This is a genomic window from Paludibaculum fermentans, from assembly GCF_051172195.1.
In the GTDB taxonomy this organism is placed as follows: Bacteria; Acidobacteriota; Terriglobia; order Bryobacterales; family Bryobacteraceae; genus Paludibaculum; species Paludibaculum fermentans_A.
This window is the reverse complement of record NZ_JBPJAQ010000001.1, coordinates 1352678-1378052: the sequence shown is the minus strand read 5'-3', so window position 1 is coordinate 1378052 and position 25375 is coordinate 1352678. Positions and strand designations below refer to the sequence as shown.

Sequence of the window (25375 nt, the reverse complement as noted above, 5' to 3'; positions counted from 1 at the left end):
CAGGGCCGGAATGAAAGGTCCGTGAATCGTGAACACCTACAAGGGTGGGAGCAGGCTCCCTTGCCGCGGAAAGGAGGCGCCCCTCGGCGCGCTGGCAGCAGATTCGCACAGGTTCGATTTCCCTGTCAATCCTCAGGTGCCTCACGCGGCTGCGGTTTCCGGCAAGTATGCTGAAAGTCGCACATGAGCTCCCGCTGGATTCCAATTCTCCTCCTGCTGCCCTTGCAGGCTGAGCCCACTCTGCGTCCGCTCACACCGCAAGACATACTCCGCATCGAGCAGTGGGGCGAAACAGCCGCCTCGCCTGACGGTCAACTGTTCGCCTTTGTTCGCATTCGCGCCCGGACTTCCGCCGCCAATGCCATGCGCGACTTCATGAACGGAAACGACCGTGCCGATATCTGGATCGCCCCGCGGAATGGCACGCCGCGGCGGATCACGAACGGATTCACGGATGGCGCGGGCTTCTTCCAGCCTGTCTGGTCGCCGGATGGCCAACGGTTGGCGATGCTGTCCACACGCGGGAACAAGATAAGGCTGTGGGTATGGAGCCGCGCCACAGGAGCGATACGTCTCGCCGCCGATGAAACGGTAGAGGTTGCGCGGCCCATCTGGATCGGTCCGGCGAAGGTGCTCTGCGCCACCCCACCGCCCGGCCGGCAGCCTGGTGTGTTTTCCCTGGAGACGCAGGCGCCAGAGGAGGCGATGCGCGCCTGGCCCCTGGCCTGGGCCGGCCGCACGAGCACGGCCAGTGTCCTCCACAGCGGAACACCGCCCGACATGGCGAAACGCCCACAGGGCCGCCTAATCCAGTTTGACCTGGCTTCCGGCGCCGTTTCGACGCTGCTACCTGGCAACTTCACCAGCATCAGCCCATCGCCGGACGGACTCCATCGGGCGATGTTGGAGGTTGCCGGTATCCTGCAGCCCGAGGCGGGCCGCCCAATACCCAATCGGAATCCGATCAAATACAGTCTCGTTGTGGTGGATGCAAGAGGGCGACGCCTGGGGTTCGCAGGTTCGTCCCCGAACGACGTGATCCCGGGGTCCCTCCGCTGGTCGCCCACCAGCGCCGCCTTGGCGTGTGTAGCCAATACGCCCGAAGGGCCGCGTGTCTCGCGGTTCGACATCAGTGGCGGGTCGCTGAGGCTTGCGTCCAGTTACGAGGGTATTCTCGCCTCTCCGCGTGGCGTGCAGTGGACTCCGGATGGCCGCCTGCTTGTCCAGATTCGTGCGAACGGCCGCGCGGACTGGCTTTTGGCTGAAGGGGCCGCGCCGCTGAACATGACGGCTTCCCTGACACGACCGCCTTCCAGCTTGGTGGCATTCGGGACGAAGCAGGAACTCGCTGCCGTAGCTGATGGCCGGCTGTGGCTTATGCGCGCCGGGGCGGCTGCATTCACTCCGGTGGGCGACGCACAATCCACTCCTCGGCTGGACAATATCGTCTGGCCCATGGACGGGTCGTCCACCAACTCATTGGTGGTCATGGCGTCCCAGCGTCTGATCGTGGCGGATCCAGCACAGGGCGCGTTCCTTCCCATGGAATCGCCCAGCCCGACAGCGCAGTTCACCGACTTTGTACCACAGTCCTCGACTGCCCTGTTTAAGGATGTCACTCCGCGCGGATCCTTCCTTTGGACCTCCAGCCCAGGTTCCGCACCGCCGCGCCGCGTGGAAGCCGCCAACGAGTTTCTGGAGCAGATCGCCGCAGGTACGCTCGAGAGATTCGAATATCCCGGTCCGGACGGCAAGCCGCTGATCGCCTGGTGCCTGCGCCCGCACGGCTATGAGAAGGGGAAACGTTATCCCACCGTCTTCTGGCTCTACGGTGGACTGTCCTTCGGGCCGGAGCCGCCGCCCTTCTGGGTTCCTTTGAACTCGTCCGGTGTCTTCAACCTGCAGCTTCTCGCGGCGCGCGGTTATTTGGTGGTGATGCCCAGCATGCCCCTCGCGCCCGAAGGCCGGCCGAGTGATCCCTACCTCGACATCCCCAGGACCGTGTTGCCCGCCGTCGACAAAGCGTTAGAACTCGGCTTGGCCGATCCTCGCCGCCTGGCGGTGATGGGCCACAGCTATGGCGGCTATAGCACCTACGCCATGATCACGCAGTCGCAGCGCTTTCAGGCCGCAGTAGCCCTGGGCGGCTTCTGCAATCTGGTGAGCCTCTACGGGCAACTGGACCCGCGCCACCGCTACGCCGAGTATGCCCGCGACCGCCTGTTGCACATGACACTGCTCGAATCCGGGCAAGACCGGATGGGCGGGCCGCCCTCGCAGGCGATCGAGCGCTACCTGCGCAATAGCCCAATTACGCAGGTGGACCGCGTCACCACTCCGGTTCTCATTGCGCAAGGCGACCAGGACTATGTGCCCATCCAGCAAGGCGAGGAATTCTTCACATCCCTGTATCGCCAGAACAAACCCGCAGACTTCGTCCGCTACTGGGGCGAGGGGCACATCATCGAGTCGCCGGCGAATATTGAGGATGTGTGGCGGCGCATCTTCGCCTGGCTGGAGCAATATCTCCGTTGAATAGGCAAGTGACTTGCATTCTAAGCTGCGCCGGCAATCTCAACTATGTTGCCGGAGTGAACCAAGCCCAGGGCGAGTAACTGACTGGATTCCTAGATTTTACGGAGCATAGTCCTGATATTTGGAGCTAGCCAGCCGCTCTGGGAACTACCGGGTCACTGCCAAATCATGTTGTGAACGGTCACTACACAACATGCAAATCACTTGCAGAAACATGTTGACTCACGCCATGAGCCTTAGTAATCTGGAGCGGAGAGAGGCTGGACTGGGGACGCCAGCGCGCTCTCAGCGAGCGGACTGAGCCCCATGGAACCTACGGAAACCGGCAGAACGGCGAGCGGCGCCAAAAAGGAACCGCGAACGGATCGCATTCATCTCGAGTGTCTGGGTTGCGGGCGGATAGAGGAATTAGCCAGCCCTCTGTTTGCGATTGTCAGGGACGAGATTGCCCGCACGACGGGCTATGCCGTGCAGGCCGTACGGTTGGGGGCGACTGGCCATTGCCGCTCCTGCCGCAATCGGCAGCAGGCGACACAACACTGAGCTGCATCGCGCTGGGATCCAACAAGAGAGGCGGGAATATGGAAGCGGATGGGTATGTTCTGGCAGAGATCCCGGGCTTTGGGCGGATCTACGACTGCGGCGGTTGCGGGAATCTGCACTTGAGTATTGGGCCGGTTAGCCTGACACTGACCCCGGAAGCCTATATGCAGCTTGCGGCGCTGATGAATACAAGTGCGGCCCAGTTCGAACTGTTGCTGCATGGCCGTCGACTCAACCCGCCGCATCAACTACCCGGCAGCATGCCGCCCGGCCTGGAAGGACTATGAGTCTCTTGCCTGCGGTCATTCAGAAGCCGCGTACCTGCCGCTGCGCTTCGCCTTGGGCGTTGTGGGCAGGCCTGCTGCCGGGGCTGTACATGGCACTGGTTGGGGTTGGCGGACTCGTCTGGCTCGCCTTTGCCGGCGCATAGCGGTTGAGTTGCTCTGCAAAAAAGAAGGAGCATGGCGCCCTTGCAGGTTCGCCATGCTCCTCGACTCGCGAACGTCGATTTGCGACCTACCTACCGGCGCTGGGATCACCCGTCGGCGGCGGAGCCAGATCCTCCTGGGCCGGCGCGCCCAAGAGCTCCTGAAACAGCGGTTTCAGGGCGTCTGCCCAAATCTGATACGCCGGTTCCAATGGATGGAGTTTGTCCGGGCTCATCATGCCCGGTTTCAGGACCCCATTCCCGTCCGCGAGCTTGTCGTTGATGTTCAGATACCGCACCTTCGCGCCATCGGCCAGCTTAGCCAGGTTGGCGTTGATAGCGTTGATCACCGGAACGGCGGCCATGTTGTCGTTGCGCGGGAAGATGCCAGTGATGATGATTGTGGCGTTGGGCGCCTTAGCCTTGATCAGGTCCACGACAGCCTGCAGCCCCCTGGTGATATCTGCCGTAATGGCCTCCTCCGAACCCTTCGGCGTCCTTGCGCCGATGTTGTTGGTGCCGGCCATCAGCACGACCACCTTGGGATTCACACCTTCCAATTCCCCATTGTTGAGACGCCAGAGGATGTTCTGCGTCCGATCTCCGCCCCAGCCGAAATCGGCCGCATTCCAGCCGGAGAAGTTTCGCTTCCAATTGGCCAGCAGGTCGGGGTAGTCGGTCGCGCCCCAACGCCGTGTGATCGAATCGCCTTCGAAGTAGATATCGATGCGTCCTTTTTTGGCCTTCTCCATGAGTTGGCCATGAGCGACGATCGAATTTGCATCCATGCGCGGCGCCGCCACATCGGCCGCGATCGGGGGCGCCGACTCGCCCACATAGGATATGAACTTGCTCGCCCACGGGATGAAGTACTTCCAGTTCGGGCCGTCCGTGTGACCACCATCGTGCTGCCGCCACGCCAGTTGGCCCTCCAGCAGGCTGACATTCACGGCCGGCATTTTGGCTGTGCGGTAGTCCGCGGTCACGCCGATATCTTTCACCCCAAGCAGCCGGAATACCGGGCCCGCGGCCACCGTAGCCATGAAGCTCCCTTGCTGGTCGAGCCACTTCGCGTCGCCCTTTTCCGGAATGCCGTAGCTGATGAAAGTGAGCCGCGGCGCGCAAAGAGCGATCAACTCGTGCGAGTCCACCGGCAGGTCGCCAGCGTTCTTGCTGCCAAACGTAGCTTCCGCCGCGCCATACTTCAGAAAGTTGCCGGCCATCCAGTGATACTCACCGGAGCCCGTCAGGTTCTCCACAGCCTCGCCAAAGTTGCGGCGATGCGGTTTGGCCCCGCCTTCGCCTGATGAACCCACCAGCACCACCGCGAATCGCGCATCGTAAGCCATCGTGACCAGGGCTGCCTTTCCATAGCGCGAGACACCCTCGATGCCCACATGCTTCGCATCGACGGTCGGATCGGTTTCGAGATAGTCCAAACCCCGCGAAGCGCCCCAGCCCCAAGCGCGCAGTGCGCCCCAGTCATCCGGCTTTCTCGGCTGGCCTTTGTTCACGAGCCCGATGATGCCTTTCGTCAGACCGGCGCCGTTGTCGGCCTGCACGCTGCCAGGATTCAACATCGCGTAACCCCAGCCTGCCGCTATCAACTGCATCGTCGAGGGTGGATCCGTGCCCGCCATGGCCGCAAATCGTGCATAGGCCGCCGGCAGGGGCGTGGAAGGCAATGCAGCCCGGCCGAACATCATCATCACCGGCACCGGTTTCTTCGTCCATGCCGGAGTTACCAGCACCATCTGGATCTCCACGCTGATCGACGGGCACAAGCTGTTGTCGGCACGCCCCGTGAGTTCCTTCGCGATGACGGGATAGGGGCCCACCATATCGTTCACGGTTTTTGTTACGGTCCAGGTGATCCTGGGGACGATGGGAGGAACCCGGCCTAGTACTTCGCGATCGAAGTCTTCCACGATCTCTGGCCGCCGCTGCTTCCACCACGCCTCGGGCGTCGTGACAGGCTGCCCATTCTTCAACGTCAGAATGACCGGGTAATCGGGAAAAGGATTGGCGGCGGCTTCGTCGTAATTCGCGTGATTTGGCGCGTTTTCGTTGCCGCTGGGACCGGGGCGAAGAGCCTTGATGCCGAGCTGTTCCAGCATGTTGCGATGGTCTTCAACAGCGGTCCAGTTCTTCGGTTCAGGGGATTGGCCGTGCACTGCGAACAACATCGAGGCAGTGAACAATAGGATCATTGAGCGGGTAGGGCAATTGGGGCGGCTAAGCATCATGGGCTCCCGGAATCGGCAGCACCTAGTGTATCGATTCATTTTCAAGATTGCAGACGTTCTCGACAAGGCTAGAATTCACATATGCGGCTGCTGGCTCTCTTCGCCCTCATCGCTACCGTCATCTATGGCTGCACATCCGCTCGCCTGATCTGGATGCCTGCTACGAACTCCGCTGATCCGCTCTACCGCATCGTCAAAGACGGACGCGCAGGCTTTATCGACGCCGCCGGCCATGTGGTCATCCCGCCGACGCTGCCAGTCATCGACGAGGGCGGCCAAGCCTTCGAAGATGGCCTCCTTTCTCTCGGCATGGCGGAGGGCCCTTTTCTTACCACGAACGGACAAAGGGTCCTGGACAATCACTTCTATCGCATCTGGAGTTTCTCTGAGGGTCTGGCCGCGGCGATGGAGACGCCCGGATCCATGTGGGGCTACATCGACCGCACCGGCAAATTCGCGATTCCGCCGAAGTTTCCTTCCTACCCGAAAGGAGTAGTAAGCAGTTTCTCGGAGGGACTGGCCGCCGTCGAGGTGGAGGGAAAACTCGGCTACATCGACCGCACGGGCGCCTTCGTGATCGTGCCCCAGTTCGCCGCCGGCACCCCCTTTGAAAACGGCCTGGCCCGGGTTGTGGTGAGCGGACCATGCGTTTACTGGAAATACGACTCCATCGACCCCTGCATTGCCGGTTCGCCCGCCACTGCGCCCACCACCCAAGCAGGAGGGGCTCGCACCACCAATCCGGGCCCCACTTGCCAGTGGATTTTCATCGACAAGACCGGCCGAAAAGCGATCTCCTCGCAATTTGAAGGCGCCATGGCGTTCCACGAGGGACTCGCGGCCGTCCGTTCCGGTGGCCAATGGGGGTTTCTGAATCTTCAGGGTTCTTACGAGATCTACCCCGCCTTCCTCTCGGTCCACTCCTTCTCAGACGATTTGGCCCTCGTTGCAAATGCACAAATCAGCGGTTTCATCGACAAGTCAGGGGCTCTGAAAATCCCCGTAGACTTCCATAAGGCTGAACCGTTCTCCGAAGGACTATCCGCCATTGGGTCACCGACCGAGGGCTACATCTACATCGACACTACTGGCAAGCAAGCCATCCCGGGCCGCTATCTCCTTGCCAGCCGCTTCTTCCACGGACTCGCCCACGTCAAACTGGCCCCCGACACGGGACCTGACCGTCACGGAACCTACGCGTACATCAACAAGTCAGGCAAGCGCGTGTACCAATACAAACGCTGAACTCAGCGAGCGCCCGACAAACCCCCAGTCAGCGGGCAGGCGCCTCCTCATTCGACAATGAGGGAGCAAGCTGTCATTCATCCAGGAGGAACGAAGCCATGTCCGCGCCCGCCACGCTGCAGGTCTCCTGCGTCCAGATGCACTGGGCCACCCCGTTGGAAGCGAACCTGCGCACCACCTTGAAATATATCCGCGCCGCCGCCGAGGCAGGCAGCCGCGTCGTGTTGTTTCCGGAAGCACACCTTACCAGCTACTACTTTCCCTATCTCGTGAATCTCGACCAGAAGGCTGTGCTGGAGGCGCTGGAACAAACCCAAAAGGCTGCGCAGGAGTCTGGCGTTTGGGTAATCGCCGGTACCATCCAGAAGACGCACGACCGATTCCTGAATCTTGCCCACGTGATCTCGCCCGATGGGGCCATCACGCACGAATACGCCAAGGTTCACATGGCCGGACGGGATGAAAAGGAGTATTGCCGGGGTGGCAACAAGTTGGCCCTGTTCGAGATCGACGGCGCGGTGTGCACCCTGGTGATCTGCCGCGACGGGCGGCATCCCGAGCTCTACCGGATCCCGGCCATGGCCGGGGCGCAGATCCTGTTCCACCCGTCGTGCAGTTCGGACGAAATCGAAGCCGTGTGCTGGAAGCGAACCTCAGGCCGGGCGCAACAGCCGGTAGGCCCGAACTCGAAAATCTTCCACTGTGTGGCCAACACAATCGGCCAGTCCCCGGACGGGCTGCAGACCTCAAGCGGAATGTCCTTCATTCGCGAGCCGAACGGGATCCCGCTGGCGGAAGCAGGCTATTACCAGGAAGAGATGATCACCTCGGTGCTGGATCTGGGACGGGCCGATCGTGGATATGTCCTGGACAGCCTGGAGAATCCTCCGTTCCTGAAGGAGCACTGGGAGCGGATGATCGCGGACGTGAGGCGACGGGCGGACTCCAAACCGGAGTAGACGGCAATCCGCTCTTGTTGGCCATGAGATCTCAGGTTTAGCGTGAGATCTCATGGCGATGGGTTCCAGGCCCTCTTCGCAAGCTATTGAAAGTACAGCCCTGTTCCTTTGGCTCTTCACTTGCCATCTCTGAACTCATCGATTGAGAGCGAGGGCAAAGCGATGCGAGTCCAGGAAATCTGGCGATACCCGGTGAAGTCGATGGCTGGGGAACGTCTATCGACAGCGCAGATCGGACCGGCAGGGGTTGCCGGCGACCGCATGATCCAGGTGCGCAGCGAACAGGGCCGGCTTTATACGGCCCGCACGCGGCCCAAACTGCTGCGGCACCGAGGCACCTTGACGCCTGAGGGAGATGCTCTGGTGGACGGACTTCCCTGGCAGTCCGACGAGGTCCGTCAGATAGTCGAATCCGCTGCTGGCGCTGGCGCAAGACTCGTTCAGGGCCCGGCAAACGCCCGGTTCGATATCCTTCCGCTGCTGGTAGCCACCGACGGGATGCTGCAGGCGGTCGGCGTGGACACGCGGCGCTTCCGGCCGAATCTGGTAATCAGTGGAGTACCCGGCCTCGCAGAACGGGAATGGGAGGGTGCTGCCTTGCGAATCGGCCCCGTTTTGATTGGGATGGAGGATTTGCGTGGGCGGTGCATCACGACGACTTACGACCCGGATACCGGCGCGCAGGATGTGAACGTGCTGCGGCGCATTCAACGGGAGTTCCAGGGTGTGCTGGGTTTGAATAGCTATGTCATCGAGCCTGGCCGGGTTAGCGAGGGGGATGAGGTGGAGTTAATCCAGCCGTGAGTGTGTTCATCGGAGTGGATCTGGGCTGGTATGGGAAGCCAAGCGGCCTGGCTTCGGTTGTTCCTGAGGGCACGGGCTTACGGCTTCGGAACGTCACCCGGTTGGAGTCCCCCGATGCCATCCTGGCCTGGATCCGCACGGAAACGGGTGATGAAGGCGGGGTAATTGGAGTCGACGCCCCGACAATCATCACGCAGCAGACCGGGATCCGCCGGGCTGAGCGCGAGCTGAACAAAGACTTCCGCCGCTATCATGCTGGCTGCCACGCCGCGAATCTGGGACTGCCGTTTGCTCCGCTGGTGCTGTCCTTCAGCCGGCGGTTGGCCGACGCCGGCTTCGTTCATGGCGCGGATCTGACAGCGAAAGCGGAGGGCCGGTTCCAGATTGAGATCCATCCGCACGCAGCGTCGGTGCGGTTGTTCGGGTTGGAGCGGATCGTGAAATACAAACGCGGGCGTCGGGCGGAGCGGGCCGCGGAACTGGCGCGTTTGCGCGGCTTGATGCTGTCGAAACTACCGGAACTGGATCCTCCTCTGGCTCTCACTCTGCCGGAGATTCCCGAGAAAGGTCCTGTCAAGCCGGTGGAAGACCAGATCGATGCGGTGCTGTGTGCGTACATCGCTGCCCACTGGTGGTGGTGGGGCAGGGCACGGAATACCGTATACGGGTCGAATGAGGAGGGCTTCATTGTGGTGCCCGCCGGGAACAGGCACCCCTGAAAAGGGAGAACGGCGCAACCGAAGCTGCGCCGTTCGCCACGTGGATCGGAATTGACCCTGTGTCTGTTACTTGATGGTCCCCTTCTAATCGGGGTCACCATCAGTATAGCTCCACTAACTCAGCTTCTGGGCGATGCTCTTCGCTTGTACGAACCAGAGTAAGTAATCCGGGCCGCCGGCCTTCGAATCGGTACCGGACATATTGAAGCCTCCGAAGGGGTGGGCTCCTACCATGGCTCCGGTGCACTTGCGGTTGATGTACAGATTCCCGACGAAGAACTGCTCCTTCGCTTTGGCAATCTTCTCGGGATTGTTGGTGTACACTGCTCCGGTCAAGCCATAGTCAGTCGCATTCGCCAGTTCCAGGGCATGATCGAAATCACGCGCCTTGGTGACGCCCAGGACTGGTCCGAAGATCTCCTCCTGGAAGATGCGCGACTTGACGTCGATGTCTGCGATTACCGTCGGTGCCACGAAGTAGCCCTCGCCCGGCAGACGTTCGCCGCCGGTCAACACGCGGCCTTCCGTCCTGCCGACTTCCGCATAAGCCAGGATCGACTTCATCGAACGCTCGTTGATGACTGGGCCCATGTAGTAGGCCGGATCGTCGGACGGGCCTACCTTGAGCTCCTTCACCTTTGCCACCAACTTTTCAAGGAACGTGTCGTACAGCTTCTCACTGACGATAGCCCGGGAACAGGCTGAGCACTTCTGGCCCTGGTAGCCATAGGCGCTCCAGAGTACGCCCTGTACGGCTGCGTCCAGATCCGCCTCATCGTCCACGATGATGCCGTCTTTGCCGCCCATCTCGGCGATAACTCGTTTGATCCAGATCTGTCCTGGCGCCGTTTTAGCCGCCAGTTCGTTGATACGCAGACCCACTTCACGCGAACCGGTGAACGAGATGAAGCGGGTGCGCGGGTGACTGATGAGTAAGTCCCCCACTTCAGCGCCACTGCCCACCATGAGGGTGAAGCTGTGCGGCGGGAAGCCGGCCTCATCGAGCACCTCAGCGAACTTGGCTGCGATGGTCGGCGTATCTGAGGACGGTTTCACCACGACGGTATTGCCGGTAACCAGCGCCGCCGTAGTCATGCCGACCAGGATCGCGAGAGGGAAGTTCCACGGCGGGATCACGATGCCGACGCCCAGCGGCAGGTAGCGCATTTCGTCGTGCTCGCCGGGCAACTGCACCAGTGATTCGGGCGACGCTAGACGTTCCGCAAGCAGGGCATAGTAGTCGCAGAAGTCGATGGCTTCGCTGACGTCGGCTTCCGCTTCGGCCCAGCTCTTGCCGGCTTCATAGACGAGCCAGGCGTCGAACTCGAGCTTGCGGCGGCGCAGAATCGCCGATGCCTTGCGAAGGCTGGCGATCCGGTCGGCCGCAGGTACGGCCGCCCAGACCGGAAAATAGGCGTCAGCCACGGCGACGGCCTGATTGGCCAGTTCGGGTGTGGCTTTATGATGAAGGCCCACCACCTCGCCGGGCTGCGACGGGTTGATGGACTTCAGCAGGTCGCCGGTGCGGTGGTGCGTATCGCCGATCCGGAGATCATATTCTTTTCCGAATTCGGCGCGGACCGCCGCCAGAGCCGCACGCATAGGCTCGGCGTTTTCGGGTTTCGAAAAGTCGGCGTACGGCTCGTTCCTGAAATCACAAAGACGCATAAACCTCAGCCTTCCACTAGTTTCTTGCCGCGATCGATCATGTCAGCAGCTTCGTCAGCGAGGCGACGGCCCTTCTCATACAGTTCCTTGCCCTTTTCGGCAATGTCACGGCCGGTATCGGCTAGCGAGTCGCGCCCGCGTTCAGCGACACGACCAATGCGTCGGCGCGTCACGAGGCCCGACGAGGGAGCGAACAACAGGGCGATGGTGGCGCCCACGGCGACGCCGGCTACAAACCACAGAGCCTTGCCCGAATTTTCTTCGATTTCCGAATACATGGAAAATGTGCCTCCGACCGCCATTGTAGCGCCCACCCGGCCGGACGTGCCCCATATGCGTAGAATGAAGGCGGAGGCCTTATGAGTGATTCCAGCATCCCCACCCCGGACGTGAACCTCGTTCCCCTGACGGAGGGCGGCTTAGAGCTCGAGCTCTCCGAGATGGAGTGCCTCTCCATCAAGACGCTGCTTGAAGCAAATGACATTCAGGTTGTCGTGCAGGGCGCGAGCCAAATGCCGAACCTGCCGTACGAGATTCTGGTCCCGTCCAACCAACTGCAGGAAGCGGTTCGCGTGGTACGCGACGCACAGCAAACGGGCGTCGAAGCCTCCGAGTAAATTTCAGTACAGATCCAGTAGCCGCCACTCTCGCGGCTCCCAGCGCGCTTTGCTGACAGTCAGATAGCGGCCGTCGCTGCGCACCGTGACCAGTCCGTCCTGGTCTGTTCGCAGGATCAGAGCATGATGTGTGTCCAGTTCGTCGATCACCCGCGGGTGGGGCAAGCCGTACATGTTGCCGGTTCCGGCGGAGACCAAAGCCACTGAAGGATGCATGGCGTCGAGCCAGGCGTCGCTGGACGAACGTTTGCTTCCATGATGCGCGACCTTGAGCACGTCGACGTGGCCCAGTGCGGCCTCATCCAGCAGGCGCCGCTCCACGCCCTGCTCGATGTCCCCCGTGAGCAAGAACGAGTGGCGCCCGTGGTTGAGGCGGAATACGAGCGAGTCGTTGTTTTGCGGCCGGCCGGTCCAGCGTTGCCCGCGGGCGGGCGCCAGCGCCTGCCAACGGATGCCGCCCAGATCCAACCGGTCACCTTCCTTGACGATACGAATCCGCGTTCCGGAGCGCCGGGCAGTCGCTTCGATTACCCGCCAGACTTTGGCATTCGGCGTAAACCCGGTCCACAGCTCGCGCGGGTGGAAATTCTCCAGCAGGGCGGCCACACCGCCGCAATGGTCGTCGTGCAGATGGGAAATGGCGATCACGGCCAGGCGCCGGATGCCGCGCGCCCACAGGTAGGGCGACACGACGTCCTCGCCGACATCCATCTGTGGCGCAGTACGGCGGCCAAACTGCGGAATTCCGCCTCCATCCACCAGCGCCATTTCTCCGTTTGGCAGGCTGACCAGCAGACTTTCGCCTTGGCCGACGTCGATGGCGGTGAGTTCCAATGCGCCAGCCTGCTGTTGGGGTGGGAAGGGATGCCAGACCAGCAGAATGAGAAACACGGTGCACAGTGCGGCCGGCAACCAGCGCGAAGGCCAGCGGGCGGCCAAGGCAACGAGACTCGCCGCGAGTGCAAGGGATAACCACAAGGGTGGATCGGCAATACGCCACGCTGGCTCATGCAGCGAATGCCAGGCGGCAATCGCCTGTGAGACATCAAGAAGCCATCCAGCTAGGGAAGCAGGCCAGCGCCAACCGGTGAAGACCGCAATGAAGCCAACAGGCACCGCGGCTGACACCACAGGCACCGCGAGCACGTTCGCTGTGAGACCCGTCGCGGACAGGCGGTGAAAATAAAGAACCATCGGTAGCGCGAGCCCCACCTGCACGGCCGCTGAGAGACGCAGTGCATCAAACGTGAAGTGGCACAACTGAGCGAGCAACCGAATGGAGGTGAGGCAGAAACCCAGCGGTAACCGGAGAAGTTGATGAATGGTTTCGGCGACCAGGCGGCGTTCCAGCAAGACTTGGGCATCGGCCGGCGATTCTAGCAGCGGCCGTCGCTCATACGGCAGAAATGCTCCGATGGCTGCCACCGCCAGAAAGGAGAGCTGGAAGCTGGCATCGAAGAGCTGGCCGGGGTCGAAAGCAAGAAAGACGAGGGCCACGGCGGCCAGAAGATTCAGAATCTGTGTCCGGCGATACAGTAAGGCCGCTACGACAAATAGACTGAAACCCGCGGCGGAGCGTAGCACCGGAGCGTCGCCGCCGGCCACCAAAGAATAGAGCCAGGCAATGAGGGCGGAAGCAATGAGGACAGTGCGGCCGCCATAGCCGAAGAAACGCCGCCAAAGCAGCAGGATTCCACAGACGAGTGTGATGTGGCTGCCCGAGATCACCAGCGCGTGATAGGTGCCGGTGCGGCGGAAGTCCTCGGTCCAGGCTTTGCGGATACCGCTCTTGTCGCCCAGCAGCAGGCCGCGCATCATGGCACTGCGATACGTATCGCCTGGATACAGGCTGTCGACCCGAGCCAGTGCCGCGGCACGCATACGCTCCAGACTGCGGTGCCAGATGCTGCCGCACTCACCAGGCAGAACCTCACTGCGCGTGTTTTTTCCGATCGAGCCGGACCAGTAGATCTGGCGGCGCGCCATCCATGCTTCCAGGTCAAACGCTCCGGGGTTGTGGAAACCGTGCACAGGCCGCAGCGCAGCTTCCACTCGAACAAGGCGGCCGTACACAAACAGCTCCGCGTGCGAGCCCGTGCTGATTCTGGCGCGGATGCCGGGCCCCAGTTCGAGGGTGAATTGATGACGGTCGCCGCTGGCCACGGCAGGCTCCACCACGCAGCCAGTCAAAAGGGGTCCATCTGGGATGGGCGGAACGGGAGGGTCCTGATGCCAGAGGGCATCGAGCCCGCCAAGGGCAAGCATAGACAATGCGACGGCGGTCCACCTCAGCCAAGTCCATCGCCGGCGCTGCCCGAAGAGAGCGAGAAGAGCGAATCCGCCTGCGCACACCGTCAGTTCCGCCCAGCCGAAGTCGGCCAGGCGCACCAGGACGATGCCGGCGGCAAAAGCAGCCGCGGGCGCGACCAGCGGATTTTTCATCTAGGAAAGTAGTGGTTGGAGGAGGAGCGGATTCTCAGCGGAGGTCAGGATTCCGGGTCGTCGAGCTGAAACTTCTTGTGCCTGGGATCCTTCATCACCTTGGGCATAATAACTCGAGCCGGTTTCACTGTACCTACGGCCTGGCGCGCCCGGCGGCGTGCCTGGAGAGAGCGATCCTCTTTAATCTCCAATGGTTTAGGCTTCTTCATAGCATCCGTAAGAGAGGTGGTCCACCCAGGGCGGTGCTTGACGCCCGTTTTCCGCAATACCTACAATGTTAGAGGATAAGGAGGCCCTGTGCGTTCCATTGGCCCTATGGAGTTGGTTATTATTCTGGCGGTCGCCGTCCTGCTGTTTGGCGGCAAGAAGATCCCGGAATTGGCGAAAGGCCTCGGAGAGGGGATCAAGAACTTCAAGCACGCCTTGAAGGAAGAAGAATCGAAGCCCGAAGAGAAGAAGCAGGCTTAGGCCCGCGCTTCGCGCTTGCCCTCTTCCGGAACACCGCCCGCACTTTGAGCGGCGATCCTATCTAAGTCTCCCAAAGATGAAAAGCCCCGATCCCAGCGGATTCGGGGCTTTTCCAGTTTCTGGACGCCGGCATCGGCCCGACACCGGCAATCCTTCCGATCTCAAGCAAGAGCCCCGCCATCCTGGTTGGGCAGGACGCGGGGCTTCATTGCAACTGGAAATGAATGAATCCAGCGACTGTCCGGAGACTACGCCTTCTTCTTGGCGGCCTTCGGCTTCGGCGCCGGAACGATGGCATCCTTCAGGGACTTCGCCAGCGTGAGCTTCACGACCTTCTTAGCCGGAATCTTGATGGTGGCGCCGGTGGCAGGATTGCGGCCAGTCCGGGCCTTGCGCTCCACTTTCTTCAGGCGGCCGATGCCAGGCAACACACACAGGCCAACCTTCTTCGTCTGGGCGATGGCAATCTCAACATACTTGTCGAGAACGGCCTTCGCCTGCTTGTTGGAAATCCCGGTTGCGGTGGCGATCTCCTTCACCAACTGAGTCTGCGTCAATTTCTTTACTTCGGCCATAACGACTCCTTTGACATCTCCGATCGTTGTCGCGGCCGTGACAGGCCGTCGGGAGGAGGATCGGAAGCTAAAAACAAAACCAATCGATTTTGTTCGAAGGTCTCGTTTGCAGATCAATCATAAGGGATGGCCGCGCGCGGTGTAAAGGGGCCTGGACCCAGAAACCCCTATTTTCCGGGCCTTTTTTGGTCAGACAGGGGTCTAGAGGCCGAAATAGTGGGCTTTTGCCCCTTGTATGACTACCAGATCGTCCTTCACAGGCAAGTAGGGAATACGACAGACCACACACAGCCATCTATGATTGAGGGAGAAGGAATGTGATGTTCAACGGGCGGATTTGCCTGATCGCGCTGTGGGCAGCCACTCCCCTGCTCGCGCAGCTGGAGCTCGACCTCGAATCACAGACGGGACGCAAGGCCGTCGCAGCCTTCGAATCGTTCTGGAAGGATCCGCAGGCCGGCAAGTTGGCGTGCACCATTACACACTTCAATCCGGCGCTCGACTACGGATTGCGCATCTGGACCGGCTTCCAGGTCGCCATACCCGCTGCGGAGTTCCAGGGCAAGCCGGATCGCAGCTCCGCCGTAGTGTTCCGTGTCACGCCGCAGGATGGCCAGGCGAAGACCAAGTATCTATGGGTGCCTTTTGAAGTGCCCACGAAGTTCCCTGAAGGCGCGGACCTGAAGAAACTGGAGCTCCGCATGGGCGGTGGCTTCTACGTGGGCCAAGGCAAATACTCCGTCGACTGGCTGATGGCGGATGGCAAGGGCCGCCGCTGTAAAGCCTCCTGGAAGCTGAATGCAAGTTTCAAGGATGTTTCGCCCACCGTGCCGCCCGGCACTGTGCTGGCGCAGGGCAATGAGATCTGGCCGGGCTTTCCCGCGCCGGCGACAGGCGCCAGGCAATCGCACGCGACGATTTTCCTGAATGCCGCGCCCGTGTGGCCACGGCGTGTGGTCACCAAGCTGTCTCCCTGGGATCGCCAGATCCTGCTCAGCAGCCTGAACTCGCTGCTGCGCGATGGAAACTTCACCTCGGCCTGCGTCGTGGTATTCGATCTGGAGCGCCGCAACGTCATCTACAGGGATGCCTCGTTCAACCGGCGCAGTATGCGCCAACTCATCCGGCAGTTGGCAGGGGTGGATCTCAGCACGATCGATATGGCCACGCTGAAGCAGGGCTCCTCACCGAAGGAATTCCTGGAGAATATGCTCCGCCAGGAGGTCAAGGATCCCAAACAGAGCGATGCCTTCGTGTTTGTGGGCCCAACCTGGCGCGCCGGTCCCAAGCTGCCGCCCATGGATCCAGCCCTGCGGGAATCGTTGCCGAAGACCTGGTTCCTTGCTTTTACTCCGCCGGCGTATGCCGGAGACGGCGATTCCGTTACCAGCCTGGTGAAATCGGCCAAAGGGAAGGTAGTGCCCATCTACCGGCCCGCCGATCTGGCCGACGGAATCCGTTCACTGAACGCCCGGTAGTGACGTCCTTCCGCGCATGCCGATATGATGCTCGGTATGCGTTTGGCCCTGGTACTCCTGATAGCGATGGCCGCCTATGGCCAACGGCATGTGATTGTTGTCGGTGTCGATGGTCTTGGCGCGGAGATGCTGCGCGAAGTGGCCCCTCCGCAGATTCAGGGACTCATGAAGAATGGCGCCTGGACGCTGCACGCGCGCGGTGTGCTGCCCACCGTCAGCAGTCCCAACTGGGCGTCGATGATCATGGGCGCCGTGCCGGAATTGCATGGCGTTACATCGAACGACTGGCAACCCGACAAGTTCGACATCTCTCCGTCCTGTAAAGACACGCAGGGCCGGTTTCCCACCATCTTCGGGCTGCTGCACGACAAGAGACCGGAGCTGCGAATGGCAGTGTTCCACGACTGGAAGGACTTTGGCCGGCTGATCGAACCCGGAGCCGTGCCAGTGCTGCGCCATGTGGAAGGCAGTCCGGCCACGATGCGCACCGCCATCGAGTATTGGAAGGCCGCCAAGCCGGATCTGCTCTTCATCCACCTGGATGACGTCGATCATGCCGGGCACAATCACGGCTGGTCCGGTCCGGAGTACCGCCAGGCAGTCGAGATGGTCGGAGGTCTCCTGGACCCACTGAACGCCGCTATCAAGGAAGCCGGTACCGCGGACAGCACCTATCTGCTCCTAACGGCAGACCATGGCGGCACCGAGAAGAGCCACGGCCACCCGACCCAGCGCGATCTTGAAATTCCCTGGATTCTCACCGGGCCCGGAGTGCCGGCCGGGCGCGAGATCCGCTCACTGGTCCGCACCATCGATACGGCGGCCACCATCGCAGCGATCTTCGGCGTGGCGCCACATCCCTGTTGGACCGGTAAGCCAGTGACGGAAGCGCTGCGGTAACTTCTACCAGGTGCCCATGCGCAGCACCATCGAAACGGTGAACGCGAGGCCATTGTTGTAGTCGCGCCCATTGGCCGCAGGCAGCCACGAACGCTTGTACTCGAGATTGGCGAGCCGTAGCGCGATCGCCGGATTCACCCGCAAGTCCACACCGCCGCCGGCGGCCATCGAGAAGCCATTCGCTTCGTATTCTTTGGTGTAGAGATCATGTAGCGAAACCTCGGGCTCGCCTTTCTCCTTGGCGGCCTTCTCCACGGCCTCCTTGAGCGCCGGGAACATCTCTTCCTGCGACACCTTCATCCCGCCCACCAGGACGTGGAAGTAGGGGCTCCAGCGGCTGGTCGGCTTAGGATTCCAGCGTGGTCCGGCATAGAAACTGAGCGTATCGCCGCTGACATTCTGTTCCAAACCGCTCAGCTTGCAGCCATGCACCTGCGTCACCAGTTGCCAGTTGGGAGTGATACGGAACGCGGCCTCGCCGCCGCCGCCCATACATGGCCCCGTCCCCCCGCTGCCGAAGAAGAACTGCGGCTGGGCGTCGAGGCTGAACTCAAAGGATGACAACCCGGCTGCGCCTTCCAGTTCCGGCGGAGCGTCAGGCGGGAAGCCCGTGATTCGACCCTCGCGCAGGTCGCGCACGTAGGCTGAATGCATTGGCGACCATAGGCCTGGCCGGTCGTCGCGCACCCACGGCACCTGGAAGCGCAGGATGTTCGCCAGAGAGCGCGAGGGATTCAAAACACCTCGCACGAATACCATGGCGTAGGGGTTGTCCCACTTCGCTTCGAGCTTCTTAATGATGAAGCGGTCAATCGCGTCTTCACCGATCATCCACCCGGTTCCGACAAATGGCGTAATTACATGGTCGACAAGCCCCTGTTGCGGCCATTTGTTCTGTACCTTGCCGATGGAGGCCTCACTCAGCGGGCCGGCCTCGAATTGGAAGCTGTAAGCCGTTGAGAATGCGGCCGCGCGCAGCCGGCTCTTCCAGTAGTGCCGGTTGGAACCGAACTCGGCGTCAAGGTATTTGCCGTCGTTCTGGGCCCAGATGAAGCCCGAAACCGCACCCTGCATTGGGTGTCCGACGTAATTTACATAAAAGGGATCGCCATCGGCCCAGCCATGGAGATTGCCCGACGCAGCCAGCCAACCGGAAAGGAACGATCCTTTCATCCCCGCGCGGGTTCCAGGCTCTGTCAACAAACGGAAGGAGTGTTCAATCCCCAGAAACAGGGCCGATTGCTTAAAAACACCGCTCCAGTTGACGCCCTCCTGGCGGCTGGGCTGAATCCAGGCCTCACGCGGCAGGGACTGGATGGGACGAACGAATGCGGGTGGCAGGACAGGGAGCGTTGGTACAGAATTCGCCTCCGGATCCTCCACACTCAACGGCTCAATCACGGATTGAGCCTCCAGCGCCCCAGTACAGACGGCGGCTAATGTGCACCAGAATAAGGTGCGCACGAAACGCATAGTATCTATTATCACAGAGAACTCTTTCTCCAAAGGATGTGTCCCGCGCAAGCGGGGTTTCATTGACATGACTAGACACCTGTATCTGTTCCTCCTGGCGCTGCCCCTGTTCGGCGGCGAGTTGCCGGCCTTCCGGGCGCATGTTGTTACCAGCGGCCTCAAGACGGGCTACCAGTTGGTCTCCGTGGACTTGAATGGCGACGGGAAGAAGGACCTGATTGCGGTCGACGAACGCGCGACGGAACTTGCCTGGTTCGAGAACCCCACGTGGGAGCGCCACGTCATGGCTTCGAATGCGCCGCGTCCCATCAATGTCGACTGCTTCGACTACGACGCCGACGGGATTCCGGAATGCGTGGTGGCGACACATTTCGAAACCAGTCCGGAAAAGAGCATCGGCGACGTCTATGTGCTGAAGAGCGGCAAGGACGTCCGCCAGCCCTGGACCATGCGGGAAATCGACCGCATTCCCACCGCACACCGCCTGCGTTGGATCGACTGGAACGGCGATGGCAAAAAGGTACTGCTGCTGTCGCCACTGGTGGGCCTGACGGCCCGGCCGCCGCTCTACGAAGGGCAAACGCCGGTGTATCTATACCGCCCCGATACCTGGAAGCGCGAAACCGTGTCGGAAGAGCTGCATGGCATCGTTCACGCCATCGCTCCAGTAGATTGGACCACGCACGGCCAGCGGTTGATCACCGCCAGCTTCGACGGTCTGCGGCTGTTCGAACCCAAGAAGGGCGGCGGCTGGAAGTGGACTGAGCTCAGCAAAGGCGACACTCGTAAGTGCCCGGAGTGCGGCAGCAGCGAAGTGCGCCTGGGCAAATTGGGTAAACAGCGATTCATCACGGCGATCGAACCCTGGCACGGCAATCAGGTGGTCGTCTATCTGCCAAAAGGGAAGTCGTGGAAGCGTGTGGTGATCGAAGACGGTATGATCAACGCTCATGCCCTGGCCGTGGGCGACCTGGATGGCGACGGCCGCGATGAGATCGTTTCCGGCTTCCGCGGCAAGGGCTTCCGGCTCTCCGTCTACCAGGCCGAAGACCAGGCCGGCGAGCACTGGAAACGGACCGTGCTGGACGATGGCGGCATCGCCGGCGCCGACTGCAAAATCGAGGACCTCACGGGTGACGGAAAATCGGATATCGTCTGCATTGGGGCTTCCACCGCAAACATAAAGCTGTACGAAAACCTTCGGAGGTGAGCATGGTCATCGTCTTCGTCCACGGATGGAGCGTGCGCAACACCAACACGTACGGGCAACTGCCCCTGCGTCTCAAGAAAAGCTTCAAAGCGGCCGGGCAGCCGGTTCAGGTGGAGAACATCTACCTCGGACAATACGTGAGCTTCGACGACCAGGTGACGGTCGACGACATCGCCAGGGCGTTCGACTGCGCCCTGCGCGAAAAGCTCTACGACCCGGCCACGAAGCAGTGGAAGAAATTCGCTTGCATCACCCACTCCACCGGGGGCCCGGTCGCGCGGCTCTGGATGGATCTCTACTATGGCGCCGGCCATCTGGTCGACTGCCCGATGTCGCACCTCATCATGCTGGCTCCTGCGAATCACGGTTCGGCCCTCGCGCAGTTGGGCAAGAGCCGCCTGAGCCGCATCAAGAGCTTCTTCGACGGCGTGGAGCCCGGCCAGCGCGTCCTCGATTGGCTCGAACTCGGCAGCGAGCTCAGCTGGCAGCTCAACGCCAGGTGGCTCGATTACGACTGCCGGGCCGCTGCCTGCTGGGTGTTCACCCTCACCGGCCAGCGCATCGACCGCAGCCTGTACGACCACCTCAACAGCTACACGGGCGAAGCAGGCTCGGACGGTGTGGTCCGCGTCGCCGCCGCCAATCTGAATACGGTGCTTCTTTCCTTTGAACAGAAAGGCCGCAAACTCCAGTTCACAGGGCAAAAGAAGACGGCCGAAACCGCCCTCGGCGTGCTGCCGGGACGGTCGCACTCCGGCCGCGCGATGGGCATCATCGCCAGTGTGCGGGGTACGGGTGATCATCCCACTCTGGAATGGGTGATGCGCTGCCTGGCCGTGTCGGATGCTGCCGCCTACGACGCGCTTTCCAGGGATCTCGAAGCCCTCACCGCGCAAACCCAGAAGGACGAGAGGGTGGAAGAGGTCAAAGGCCTGCTGCGCACCACCCGGTACCAGACCGACCGCTATGTGATGCTCGTCTTCCGGCTAAAGAATGACCGCGGCGAGTACCTTTCCGACTACGACCTGCTGCTGACAGCGGGTCCAGAGTACTCGCCGGACGACTTACCCGAGGGCTTCTTCGTCGACCGCCAGCGCAACCAGCGCAACCCAGGCAAGCTCACGTACTATCTGAACTACGACGCCATGGCCAAGCTGAAAGGCAAGACCGCCGAAGGCCGCCTGGGCTTCAAGATCATGGCGCGGCCCGTGAAGGGCGGCCTGGTCTACTACGAGGTAGCCGAGTTCCAGTCCGATGTGGGCGGCGTCACCAGCATGCTGCGGCCCAACGCCACAGTGATGATCGATATCACGCTCAACCGCAATGTGGATGCCCGTGTATTCCGGTTCACTGAGAATCTGCCCACCGGCGACCAGGGTGAGGAGATCAGCGGCGTGCCCCTTGGACAGCTCGTCCCGTAGTTACTCTGTCGGGATTGCCTGCAGGCAGCGGGCCAGGCGCTCAGGTTCCTCCTGGTCCGTTGCCCCCAGTTTGCCGTCCTGTTGCAACTGCCGCGCGAGATCGAGGGCCCGCTGATAGGAGGCGCGCGCTTCCGGCCAGTTGCGATTCGTGGCATGTATCTCCGCCATGGCGGCGAGCGCCTTGAGCAGGTTCAACTGGTAACGGCCTGCTTCGGCGTTCGACCGGACAATCTGTTGAAACGCGTCAGCCGACTGCTTCAGGTGCGTCAAGGCCTCAATGGGGCGATGTACGCGTGCCAGCAGGACGCCCAGCAGGGAGTTGGTGATGGCCACATCCTCCTGGCTGCGCTGGCTGCTGGGGCTGCGCGCCAGCAAAGCAGACTTCAGCGCCAAACCGCGGCGCAGGCTCGCCTCGGCTCCGGCCATGTTGCCTAGTTTCTCCAGCACTACTCCGATCTGGTCGCATTTCACGCCCAGGTCGCGGCTTACCTCGAAGTTCGCCGGGTCGTCCTGCGCTAACCTTTCCGAGATCTCGGCGCTCTTCAGGCTCATGGCCAGCGAATCTTTATACTCCCCGGTTTCAATGAGCATCACGCCCATGCGTTGGTAGATATTGCCTACCTCACGCAAAGCCGTGGGGCTGTTCGGATTGGCGGCCAGAATCTCCAACCGGATCACCAGGGCCTTCTCGTACACTGAGCGAGCCTCGGCATAGCGGCCCAGATTCGTCTCATTCGGGCTGCCCAGCGAGTCGGCGATTCGCACCAGGTCCATCGAGATCTGTCGCCGCAGCCCCTCATCGCTCGGGCTGCTGGCCAGCAGCGCTTCCCGGATCGCCAGGGCCTTCCGATTCCAATCGATCGCATCCTGCGGCTTGCCCGCGATCTTCTGGTTGTCGCCCAGCACGCGGTAAGTGGAAGCCAGGTCCGCTTGAACGGCCGCGTTCTCCGGATCCTTCGCCCGCAATGTCTCGCGGATCTCCAGCGCTTTGCCCAGGTGATGGGAGGCGTTAAAAGAGTCCCCCGTCCCGTCGAACATCTCACTCACACGCTGGTGCGCCGAGGCCAGGTTCAACTGCGAGATCTGGCCGGGCACAGCGTTGGCTAGCTTGTAGCGGATCTCCAACTCCTTGCGGGCACTCGTGAGGGCGCCGGCAATGTCACCGATGTTGGGATAGCCAACCCGGAACTGCACTTCGCCGATCTTGTGATACGCCTCGGCCAGCTCCGACTGCAGCGTCAAATCGTTACCAGCCTCACTGGCTAACTTGTCCAGATACGTCAACGCGCGCCGCACCAGCAGCATGCGGGCCGGTGTGGATCCGGGCAGGTCTCGAATCGCATCGCTGATCTCGAACAGAATACTGTGCGCCAGCTCGCGCGTATCCCGGAACCGCTCCTCGGCCCGAGCCCTCTGGCTCTGCGTGGACCAGACGCCCCAGATCAGCGTGAGGCCCAGCAGAAACAATACGGTGACGCCAAAGCGGTGCCGGCCCGCAAACTTCCAGCCGCGATACCGCAGCGTATCGTTGCGCGCTCTCACCGGACGGCCGCCCAGAACGCGGCGCAGGTCGTCACTCAGTTGCTCCACTGACGCGTAGCGCCGGTTTGGATCCTTGCGCAACGCCATCAGGATGATCCAATCCAGGTCGCCGCGCAGCAACTTGCTCAGCTTCTTGGGACTCTCCTCCATCTGCGGGGGCGCGTGCTTCAGCACCGTCGCGCTGGGCCGCTGCGGATCGGCCAGGCAGATGGAATTCAGCAGCTCCGGCAGGGGCTGCTCGGTTCGACGGGACGGATGCTGGCCCGTCAGCAGTTCATACAGCACCACACCCAGCGAGTAGACATCGCTGCTGGTGGTGATGGGTTCGCCGCTCACCTGCTCCGGACTCGCGTACGCGGGCGTCATCGGCTGCAGCCCCATCGTCTGCGAATGGAAGCTCCCGTCCAGGCAGGCCAGCAGGTTCTTGGCGATGCCGAAGTCCATCAGCTTCACCTCGCCCTCTTCTGAGACGAGAATGTTGCTGGGCTTCAGGTCCCGGTGCACAATCAGGAACCGGTGGGCGTGCTGCACCGCCGCGCAGGCCTTGAGAAACAGCAGGAGGCGCTGGCGCAGCGACAGGTTGTGGGCATTCGCGTACTCATCAATCGGCCGCGCATCACGGATGTACTCCATGACGAAATACGGCAGACCCGCGCTGGTCACACCTCCGTCCAACAAGCGGCAGATGTTCGGATGGTCGAGGTTGGCGAGAATCTGGCGCTCGTTGTGGAACCGGTGCAGCAACTCCTCGCTGTCCTGGCTGATGTTCAACACCTTGATCGCGACGCGCTTGTGATACTGATCGTCGTCGCGCATCGCCACGTACACCACGCCCATGCCGCCGCGTCCCAGTTCACGCTCGATGCGGTAAGGGCCCACGCGCCCGCCCATCCGCGGTATGTCTGAGGAGTCGGCCGACTTGGCGTCGACTGTGTTGAACTTCCTGTCGAACAACGCCCCGGCCAATTGGCGCAGGTCCGCATCCGAGCCGCAGGCCGCGTCGAGAAACGCGGCGCGGTCCGGCAGCGGAGCGGCCTCCTCTGTGTTGAGGCGCGCCAGAATCTCCTCCAGGCTCAGCTTGGGCATAAATAGAGGCGGATGTCACCAGGGGACCGTTCCCCGGTTATCGAAAACTATCGGCGCCCGTCTCCCAGGGCGATAGAGCAAGGGATACGATAGTGGCTCAGCAAGGATACCTACGACCATGCGCATTTTCACTGTGTTCCTGATCATCGCCAGTACCATCGCCTATGCAGCGGAGCCACCCGCCCAGAAGATCTGGCCTAAGGGCGCGCCCGGTGAGAAAGGCGATATCGCCCCGGAAGCAGACACAACGAAAGCAGACGGAGACCTCGTCGCCGGCCGCCGCCTCATCCGCCTGGGCAACGTAAGTGAGCCAGCCATCACGGTTTATCCTGCCCCGAAGCGCTTGAATTCCGGAGCCGCCGTGGTTGTTTTTCCTGGCGGCGGGTACAACATCCTGGCCCTTGACCTCGAGGGTACTGAGGTATGTGAGTGGCTCAATTCCATTGGGGTCACCGGCATCCTGCTGAAATATCGCGTGCCCGCCCGCAAAGGTGGCCCGCGCTGGGCAGCGCCGCTGCAGGACGCGCAACGCGCCGTCGGCATCGTCCGCTCGCGCGCCGTCGAACTGCAGCTCGACCCCAGGAAGATCGGCGTCCTGGGCTTCTCCGCCGGGGGACATCTGGCGGCCCTCGCCAGCACTCAATTCGAGCGGCGCAGCTACGAAACCGTAGACGCGGCCGATCAGGTGAGCAGCCGGCCCGACTTCTCCGTTTTGATCTACCCCGCCTACCTCGCAGTGAAGGAGCAGGGGGACAAACTGGCTGAAGAGACGCCCGTCACGGCCAACACGCCCCCGACCTTCCTCGTTCAAGCCGAGGACGACGGTGTGCGAGTCGAAAACAGTCTCGTGTACTACCTGGCGCTAAAGAACGCCCACGTGCCCGCCGAAATGCACCTGTTCGCAAAGGGCGGCCATGGTTACGGCTTGCGTCCCACAGAGTTGCCGGTAACCGGCTGGCCGAAGCTGGCGGAGTCGTGGATGCGGGGTCTCGGATTGCTGCCAGCAGTGAAGTAGCT

Annotated in this window: 20 protein-coding genes and 2 pseudogenes; 14 read left to right on the top strand and 8 right to left on the bottom strand. The window is 61.8% G+C overall.

The genetic code is table 11. The features are described 5' to 3' along the window. Window positions 1–183: 183 nt before the first annotated feature. The 3 genes from ACR9Y2_RS05590 (at window position 184) to ACR9Y2_RS05580 (ending at window position 3508) form a co-directional block, all read left to right on the top strand. Window positions 184–2535 (top strand): alpha/beta fold hydrolase, encoded by a 2352-nt coding sequence (locus ACR9Y2_RS05590; RefSeq protein WP_435040070.1) that lies wholly within the window; start codon window positions 184–186, stop codon window positions 2533–2535. Window positions 2536–3035: 500 nt separating this feature from the next. Beyond that, window positions 3036–3365, top strand: a complete 330-nt coding sequence (locus ACR9Y2_RS05585; protein ID WP_435040069.1) for a hypothetical protein — start codon at window positions 3036–3038, stop codon at window positions 3363–3365. Continuing rightward, a complete protein-coding gene (locus ACR9Y2_RS05580; protein WP_435040068.1) occupies window positions 3362–3508 on the top strand; it encodes a hypothetical protein in 147 nt (48 codons plus the stop codon). Before ACR9Y2_RS05585 ends, ACR9Y2_RS05580 begins: the two co-directional genes overlap by 4 nt. Window positions 3509–3594: 86 nt before the next feature. On the opposite strand, the pseudogene ACR9Y2_RS05575 reads toward ACR9Y2_RS05580, so the two are convergent. After that, window positions 3595–4203 (bottom strand): annotated as a pseudogene (locus ACR9Y2_RS05575) (GDSL-type esterase/lipase family protein); the annotation flags it as partial. Window positions 4204–4341: 138 nt separating this feature from the next. Next, window positions 4342–5715: pseudogene (locus ACR9Y2_RS05570) on the bottom strand (glucuronyl esterase domain-containing protein); the annotation flags it as partial. A gap of 117 nt (window positions 5716–5832) precedes the next feature. On the opposite strand from ACR9Y2_RS05570, the gene ACR9Y2_RS05565 reads away from it, so the two are divergent. From ACR9Y2_RS05565 to ACR9Y2_RS05550, 4 genes are all read left to right on the top strand, one after another. Then, window positions 5833–6996, top strand: coding sequence for a WG repeat-containing protein (locus tag ACR9Y2_RS05565; RefSeq protein ID WP_435040067.1), 1164 nt, complete (start codon window positions 5833–5835; stop codon window positions 6994–6996). Window positions 6997–7094: 98 nt separating this feature from the next. Beyond that, entirely contained in the window at window positions 7095–7955 is an 861-nt protein-coding gene (locus ACR9Y2_RS05560) for a carbon-nitrogen hydrolase family protein (RefSeq protein ID WP_435040066.1), read from the top strand. A 162-nt stretch (window positions 7956–8117) separates the two neighbouring features. Then, on the top strand, window positions 8118–8759 hold the full coding sequence (locus tag ACR9Y2_RS05555; protein WP_435040065.1) for an MOSC domain-containing protein: 642 nt from the start codon (window positions 8118–8120) through the stop codon (window positions 8757–8759). After that, window positions 8756–9478, top strand: a complete 723-nt coding sequence (locus tag ACR9Y2_RS05550) for a DUF429 domain-containing protein (protein WP_435040064.1) — start codon at window positions 8756–8758, stop codon at window positions 9476–9478. The genes ACR9Y2_RS05555 and ACR9Y2_RS05550 overlap by 4 nt, the downstream gene beginning before the upstream one ends. 114 nt (window positions 9479–9592) lie before the next feature. Here the strand turns inward: ACR9Y2_RS05550 and pruA are convergent, their stop codons facing one another. Together pruA and ACR9Y2_RS05540 are read right to left on the bottom strand one after the other, a co-directional pair. Continuing rightward, window positions 9593–11146, bottom strand: coding sequence for an L-glutamate gamma-semialdehyde dehydrogenase (gene pruA, locus ACR9Y2_RS05545; protein ID WP_435040063.1), 1554 nt, complete (start codon window positions 11144–11146; stop codon window positions 9593–9595). 5 nt (window positions 11147–11151) lie between these two features. Continuing rightward, window positions 11152–11424 (bottom strand): YtxH domain-containing protein, encoded by a 273-nt coding sequence (locus ACR9Y2_RS05540; protein WP_435040062.1) that lies wholly within the window; start codon window positions 11422–11424, stop codon window positions 11152–11154. 81 nt (window positions 11425–11505) lie between these two features. Between ACR9Y2_RS05540 and ACR9Y2_RS05535 the strand changes: the two genes are divergently transcribed. After that, window positions 11506–11763, top strand: a complete 258-nt coding sequence (locus tag ACR9Y2_RS05535; protein ID WP_435040061.1) for a putative signal transducing protein — start codon at window positions 11506–11508, stop codon at window positions 11761–11763. Between the two features lie 3 nt (window positions 11764–11766). On the opposite strand, the gene ACR9Y2_RS05530 is transcribed toward ACR9Y2_RS05535, so the two are convergent. Further along, on the bottom strand, window positions 11767–14205 hold the full coding sequence (locus ACR9Y2_RS05530) for a DNA internalization-related competence protein ComEC/Rec2 (protein ID WP_435040060.1): 2439 nt from the start codon (window positions 14203–14205) through the stop codon (window positions 11767–11769). A gap of 315 nt (window positions 14206–14520) precedes the next feature. Between ACR9Y2_RS05530 and tatA the strand changes: the two genes are divergently transcribed. After that, window positions 14521–14673: a twin-arginine translocase TatA/TatE family subunit gene (tatA, locus tag ACR9Y2_RS05525; protein ID WP_194453766.1), complete on the top strand. Its 153-nt coding sequence runs from the start codon at window positions 14521–14523 to the stop codon at window positions 14671–14673. A 248-nt stretch (window positions 14674–14921) separates the two neighbouring features. On the opposite strand, the gene ACR9Y2_RS05520 is transcribed toward tatA, so the two are convergent. Then, window positions 14922–15248, bottom strand: a complete 327-nt coding sequence (locus ACR9Y2_RS05520; RefSeq protein ID WP_435040059.1) for an HU family DNA-binding protein — start codon at window positions 15246–15248, stop codon at window positions 14922–14924. A gap of 320 nt (window positions 15249–15568) precedes the next feature. Between ACR9Y2_RS05520 and ACR9Y2_RS05515 the strand changes: the two genes are divergently transcribed. After that, window positions 15569–16726 carry a hypothetical protein gene (locus ACR9Y2_RS05515; RefSeq protein WP_435040058.1) on the top strand — a complete coding sequence of 386 codons (1158 nt, stop codon included), beginning with the start codon at window positions 15569–15571 and terminating at the stop codon, window positions 16724–16726. Window positions 16727–16762: 36 nt separating this feature from the next. After that, entirely contained in the window at window positions 16763–17626 is an 864-nt protein-coding gene (locus tag ACR9Y2_RS05510; RefSeq protein ID WP_435040057.1) for an alkaline phosphatase family protein, read from the top strand. 3 nt (window positions 17627–17629) lie between these two features. Here ACR9Y2_RS05510 and ACR9Y2_RS05505 read toward each other — a convergent pair whose 3' ends face one another. Next, window positions 17630–19099 (bottom strand): hypothetical protein, encoded by a 1470-nt coding sequence (locus ACR9Y2_RS05505; RefSeq protein WP_435040056.1) that lies wholly within the window; start codon window positions 19097–19099, stop codon window positions 17630–17632. Window positions 19100–19166: 67 nt separating this feature from the next. On the opposite strand from ACR9Y2_RS05505, the gene ACR9Y2_RS05500 reads away from it, so the two are divergent. Together ACR9Y2_RS05500 and ACR9Y2_RS05495 are read left to right on the top strand one after the other, a co-directional pair. Beyond that, on the top strand, window positions 19167–20309 hold the full coding sequence (locus ACR9Y2_RS05500; protein WP_435040055.1) for an FG-GAP repeat domain-containing protein: 1143 nt from the start codon (window positions 19167–19169) through the stop codon (window positions 20307–20309). 2 nt (window positions 20310–20311) lie between these two features. Beyond that, window positions 20312–21730, top strand: coding sequence for an esterase/lipase family protein (locus ACR9Y2_RS05495; protein WP_435040054.1), 1419 nt, complete (start codon window positions 20312–20314; stop codon window positions 21728–21730). Here the strand turns inward: ACR9Y2_RS05495 and ACR9Y2_RS05490 are convergent, their stop codons facing one another. Then, window positions 21731–24358: a protein kinase domain-containing protein gene (locus tag ACR9Y2_RS05490; RefSeq protein ID WP_435040053.1), complete on the bottom strand. Its 2628-nt coding sequence runs from the start codon at window positions 24356–24358 to the stop codon at window positions 21731–21733. Between the two features lie 118 nt (window positions 24359–24476). Here ACR9Y2_RS05490 and ACR9Y2_RS05485 point away from each other — a divergent pair, with 118 nt between their 5' ends. Continuing rightward, on the top strand, window positions 24477–25373 hold the full coding sequence (locus ACR9Y2_RS05485; protein ID WP_435040052.1) for an alpha/beta hydrolase: 897 nt from the start codon (window positions 24477–24479) through the stop codon (window positions 25371–25373). The last annotated feature ends 2 nt before the right edge of the window (window positions 25374–25375 follow it).